This window comes from bacterium, assembly GCA_035527515.1.
Lineage (GTDB): Bacteria > B130-G9 > B130-G9 > B130-G9 > B130-G9 > B130-G9.
This window is the reverse complement of record DATLAJ010000073.1, coordinates 1-5,367: the sequence shown is the minus strand read 5'-3', so window position 1 is coordinate 5,367 and position 5,367 is coordinate 1. Positions and strand designations below refer to the sequence as shown.

At 57.1% G+C, this 5,367-nt stretch carries 3 protein-coding genes; all 3 read right to left on the bottom strand.

Annotated elements, in window-relative coordinates; genetic code table 11:
- The coding region (locus VM163_05735; protein ID HUT03375.1) for an adenylate/guanylate cyclase domain-containing protein at positions 1 to 390 on the bottom strand (390 nt) is incomplete at its 3' end.
- Positions 391 to 688: 298 nt separating this feature from the next.
- Positions 689 to 2,173 (bottom strand): radical SAM protein, encoded by a 1,485-nt coding sequence (locus VM163_05730; protein HUT03374.1) that lies wholly within the window; start codon positions 2,171 to 2,173, stop codon positions 689 to 691.
- Between the two features lie 543 nt (positions 2,174 to 2,716).
- Positions 2,717 to 5,173 carry a HEAT repeat domain-containing protein gene (locus VM163_05725; GenBank protein HUT03373.1) on the bottom strand — a complete coding sequence of 819 codons (2,457 nt, stop codon included), beginning with the start codon at positions 5,171 to 5,173 and terminating at the stop codon, positions 2,717 to 2,719.
- Positions 5,174 to 5,367 lie beyond the last annotated feature (194 nt).

The following is a 5,367-nucleotide window of genomic DNA, read 5'->3' as shown; positions in this document are numbered from 1 at the left end:
AAGCGCAAGAGGCGCCCCGAAGATCGCCATCACCTCGTCGCCGATGAACTTGTCAACGTAGCCGCCGCAACGCGTGATCGCCCCGGACATGACGGAATACACGTCGCGCATGACCTCGCGCACCTGCTCCGAACCAACTGCGGCGAACATCGGTGTGAACCCGGAGACATCCACGAACAGGACGGCAACGTCACGCCGCTCAATGGCGATGCCTTTCTCGGCGATCTCGCTCAGTTTTGAGGCGTATTCATTTGTCTGCGAGCGCTTCTGAATCTCGGCTATCTCTTGCTCCGGGAGGATCGCCTGTCTGGCCAGCCCCTGATTCGCGCCGCACTCGAGGCAGAACTTCGCCCTGTCCAGCAGCTCAATCCCGCAGTTTTGGCATTTCATTTGAGGCCTCGAACTCCTTGCTTTAGTCCTTGTTCAGGTTTGATTCTTAGCGCAAGGCTATCGTTCATGGCTGTGCGAGTCAACGTGGCGCTTTCGCATTCACGTCAATTCGTGTGCATTCCTGGTTCGCGGGACAAATTAGCCAAGTCCAAAAGGGATTAACGTGAACAGCCGTAGCTGCCGGCCGCTGGCCCAGCCTACGGATTGAGGACAGAGAAGAAGAGCCCATCAGCTTTGAAGTGGCTGCACAAGGGATCGGAAGAGATATAGGAGGGTTGGTCGGCAACGCCGGCCTGTGTCAGCGAGCGGCTTCTTTTTTTCCGAACGAGCCCCTGAAAAGGTACTTAAAAAAGGTCTTCGCCGCCTTCTTGGTGCGACTTATCTCCCTCGGATGACGCACCATTTGAAGGGCCTTGCGAGCGATGTAGCCAGGCCGAAGGTAGAATCTCTTCCGCGCATCGTCGCACCACCTAACGAGCTCCTCGCCCGAGAACTCGCTCGTCCTGACCACGCAGTTGTGCAGACCCTCGTCGGTTAGCCAGTCCGAATACTTCTTGGCGGTCAGAAAGCCGTCTCGCATGTATTGCTCATAGAGTTCCGTTCCGGGATAGACCATTACCGGATAGAACTGGGCAGTGTCAGGCGAGATGTCGATAGCTACCTCGAGCGTTTTCTGCATTGTCTCGCGCGTCTCTCCGGGAAGGCCGACCATGAAGCAGGCATGAACAAGTATTCCCGCTTTTCTGGCGTCGTGGGCGAACTGGTGCATCATTTCCACCGTCGTGCCCTTGTGGATCGCATCTAGTAAGGATTGGTCCCCGCTCTCGAAACCAACGCAGACCATCCGGCAGCCCCCTTGCTTCATGGCTCGCAGCGTCTCGTAGTCAACATCAACGCGGCAGTTGGCGGTCCATGGGACCTTGATGCCGCGCTTTTGGACTAGCTCACAGAACTCAATGCAGCGATTCTTGTTGGCAGGAAGGGTGTCATCCTCGAAGAAGATGGACCTCGCTCTGGGGAAGTGCGTGATTACGTATTCCATCTCCTCAATGACGTTCTCGGGCGAGCGGAAGCGATAGCGCCTGCCGTGCATAGTCTGCGGATATACGCAGAATGTGCAGCCATTTGGACACCCGCGTCCTGAGTTGATCGTTACCATCGGATAGAGGGCGTTGGGGTTGAAATAATCCTCAATCCACAGAAACCTCTTGTAGATTGGCGCGACGAACGGCAGTCGGTCTAGGTCCTCGATCGGCGCCCTGGGCTCAGTTCGCAAGAATTGGCCATCCTCCAAATAGGCGATGCCTGATACTTGGTTGAGTGCAAGCTCGCCCGCGGCCCATCTGGCGAGGTCAAGGACGGTATAGTCGTATTCGCCGATGCAGAGGCCATCGAGCGCTTCTGTGCTGTGCAAAGTCTCCTCGGGGAGGGCTGATGGGTGCGTGCCAACGGCGAAGATTCTGGTTTTTATGCGCGCCTTTATGGCGGCAGCGACGCTTAAGTCGTTCTCCACGCTTGGTGTAACCACATCCATTATGACCAGATGAGGCGCAAAACCGACTATCTTGTCGAGAAGCTCCTGAAGGCCTATCCCACGGGCCGGTGCATCCCACAGCTCTGCCTGAACGCCTGCCTGCAAGAGGACGCCAGTTGCGTGTGCGAGCCATATTGGATAGTAAATAGTCCCGCTCTTAGTAACCGCTGGGCTGCGCTGGGGTCGGGAGAACTTCTTGAAATACGGGGCGTTGAGCAGAAGGACCCGTTCGTCGCTGAGTTTCTTCACGTTTTTGTTTGCCTATTTTTAATGCTTTCCCGCCTTTGGGTCAAGAACCTTACAAAATGCTGCGCTGCCTGCGCCCAATAGCGGGCGGAAAACAACTATCTCCTCGAGAGCATCGGCCGATGGGCAAGCTATAGCAAGCGGCGAGCTGGGTCAAGCAGAGATAGTCCCTCGACGATCAGATTGGAGCGGGGGAACGTTGCGGCGGCCTCGCGGATGGAGGGCAGAAGCTCGTGCCCGAAGGGCAGACCATGGGTAGCCGCAGGCGTAGCCTGACGGTGCGAATAGCGCCACAATCTCCCCTCCTTCTAACCTCCCCGTTGCGTTGCACGCACGGCTACCCACGGTATCCCCTATCGGGGATTACAGTCTGCACCCCTCGTTCGCACCCGTTAGGTGAAAGAGGCAGCAACTCGGCTTTCGACATGAACTCCCGTGTCTATGTGGCAGCCAGCTTCAGAGCTCAACTTCAGAAACGATCAATCTGATTATCGGGGGTCCCGCGACGATCAGATTGAATTACTAGCTCCAGCAGTGGATTTCCTGTCAGCCCCGGCTCTTTTGCAGCAGTATCTCTATCGCGGCGCGCTGCGCAGCGCGTCTCACGTAGAAATCGAATGGCTCGAGGCCCTTGCTCTGGTATTCTGCGGCCTTCGTCAGAGGCGCGAGGAATTCCTGGTCGCCGAGCTGTCCCAGGAACTCAGCCGCAGCTATGCGTTCCTTGAAGTCGCCGTGCGTCAGGACATTTTGAAGCCTTCTCTTGGCCTTTTCATTGTTGAGAACGGCGGCCGGATAGGAGATGAAGAACAGCTGTCTGTACTTCTTGTCGGAGTGCATTGGGGAGAACCCGATGTACTCGCTATCGAGTGCGCGGAACCTTGACATGACGAGCCGCTTCACGGTCGGGCTGTCGCTCATTTGGCTGAGTGCAATCGCCGCCTGTTTGCCTATAGCTGGTTTTTTCTCCATTAGGCGGAGGATGCTCTTCGCCCCGTCTGCATAGTGAAGCTCTCCCAGGGAGAGAACACACCCCTGCAAGACAGCAGTGCTTTGCTCCTTGCTGAGCATCTTGAGGAGTCGTTTGGCTACTTCGTCTGCGAGACCGCCCGCGCCGAGTTCAGCGGCCAAGCTCCCTAGCGATTGAGCGGCGTAAGACCTCAGAGCGGAGCTTGGATCGTCGAGCAGGCCCACAATTAGCTGGACCGGCTTCCGACCCCCCATTTTCACTAAGGCCTCCGCAGCGCTTTTTCGGGTCTCGCGGTCTTCGCTTCCGATCGCCTGGGTGAGAGCAGGCAGCGCCTCGCGGTCGATTGCAGCGAGCGCGTCCTTTGCCGAAGACCGAACGAGCCTGTTTCTGTCGCCAAGCATAGGAATAAGCGTCTCAATGATCGCGTCGGACGGCACGGGCTTCTTGGCGCAGACATCCGCCCCGCGCCTCTTGATTCGGCTATCGGGGTTGGATAAGAGGCTCAAGAGAACTTGTTGGGGCACGGGCTCCTGAACATACCAGAGGATATAGGCTGCACGGAGTGCTATCTGCTTATCATTCAACTGGGCGGCGTTCAGGAGCTCCTTGAGCATCTCTTTTCGGCCTGCCTGGTAGAGTGCAAATTGGCAATGGAGGCGAACAATCGGGTCCGCCTCGGTTTTGAGCACATCCACGGCCAACTGTTTAACATTGGGGTCAGGCAAGAATGCAAGGGCCAGCATGGCCTGCGACCGAACGAACGTGTTCTCGGACTTAAGCGCTGAGATGAGGGCCTGTTTGGCCTTCATTCCGAGGTCCACAAGGCCTCTGATGACGAAGTAGTCGTAGTATCCGTGGGATGCGGCTTTCAGAAGTGCCTGCGCAGTGGCAGCGCTGTCAATGTAGGACAGCCCGAGCAGGGCGTATCTTCTGGCGCTGGGCTGCATCCCGTCAACAACGACGACTGACTTGGAGTCGGCCGCGATTACGGTCTCGAGATACCGCACCGTCTCGCTCACGAACTCGTTGCCCTCCCCCTCATCTTGGGTGACGGCCGACAGAAACGCCCGAGGCGTGTATCTGCCGGGCAGTATGTAATCGTTGTCCTGATGTTCTGCAATCTGAGTGAGCTCCTCTCCCAAGAAAGCATTCGAGATGAGCTCCATCTCCTCGGCGATGATGTCGGGCAGGTCCTTGAAATACAGTGTCGTCAGGGACTTGTCGCGATCGCTGTAGATGTCCTGCTGGATGTAGTTTGTGCAGTAGAAAGTCATGTATCGCGCAAGCGAATTGGCCTCAGCCGCGATAGCGGACCTCAGATCGCCCTGCTTTACGAAGTAGAGCACCAGCTGCTCCATTTTCTTCGCGAGCTCGATGCTGTTCTCGCTCGAGGCGGATAGGGACACGAAAGCCGAGGCGCCCTTCATCTCCACCAGGCCCTTCACCGCCTCGGCCCGAACCGTCTCGTTGGGGTCCTTACTCGCATCCTTAAGCGCCTTGGCCGCCGCATCGGTCTTCATCCTAGATAGAATCCTCACTGCCTGAAGCCTATTGGCCACCGCCTTGTCCGAAAGCGCAAAAGCAAGGGCTGGAACCGTGCCCGGAGAGTGAAGCTGACCCAGCATGTCGATCCCCATTGCGCGATACCTTGCGACATCAGACCCAAGCAGCGCCTCGGCCGAGGCGATGTTCTTGATTCGGCTTAGGGCGGAGGCGCCTGCCTGCCGAACCGCTTGCCGCTCGTCGCTCAGAAGCTTCTTGAGATCGGGGACAGCCTTCACCGCGCCGCTCTTCGCCAGTGCGTCCGCGGCCGCGATGATCACCCTCTGGTGAGGGTCGTGAAGCGCCTTGACCAGCGCATCGACGTAGAGATCACCCTTCATTCCGGCGAGCCTCCTGGCCGCACGCTCCTTCGCGGCCGGCCCCTTACTTCCCAAGAGCGTTACGATATCCGCATAAGGGTTCGGCGCACACCCCGCAAGCAGCGCCAGAACAACCAAGGCACAAAAACACTTGACCAATCTGATACTAACCATTGATCTCCTCGCTCAATTAGTGACTAAAGCCCTACTGTAGAAGGAAACGATGTTGGCTCTTCACACCCTCAATCACCATGTTAATAGTACCCGTCTCAAGCGGCTCCCAAGCCTCGTCGATGCCTTTTTTAGTGAGAATCCTACGCAATTTTAGGTATATTTCAAACCCCGACGGCCTGACTATGAATGCAACA

Coding starts and splice junctions, on each gene's coding strand:
- VM163_05725 (HUT03373.1), bottom strand. CDS start 5,173: ATGGTTAGTATCAGATTGGTCAAGTGTTTTTGTGCCTTGGTTGTTCTG.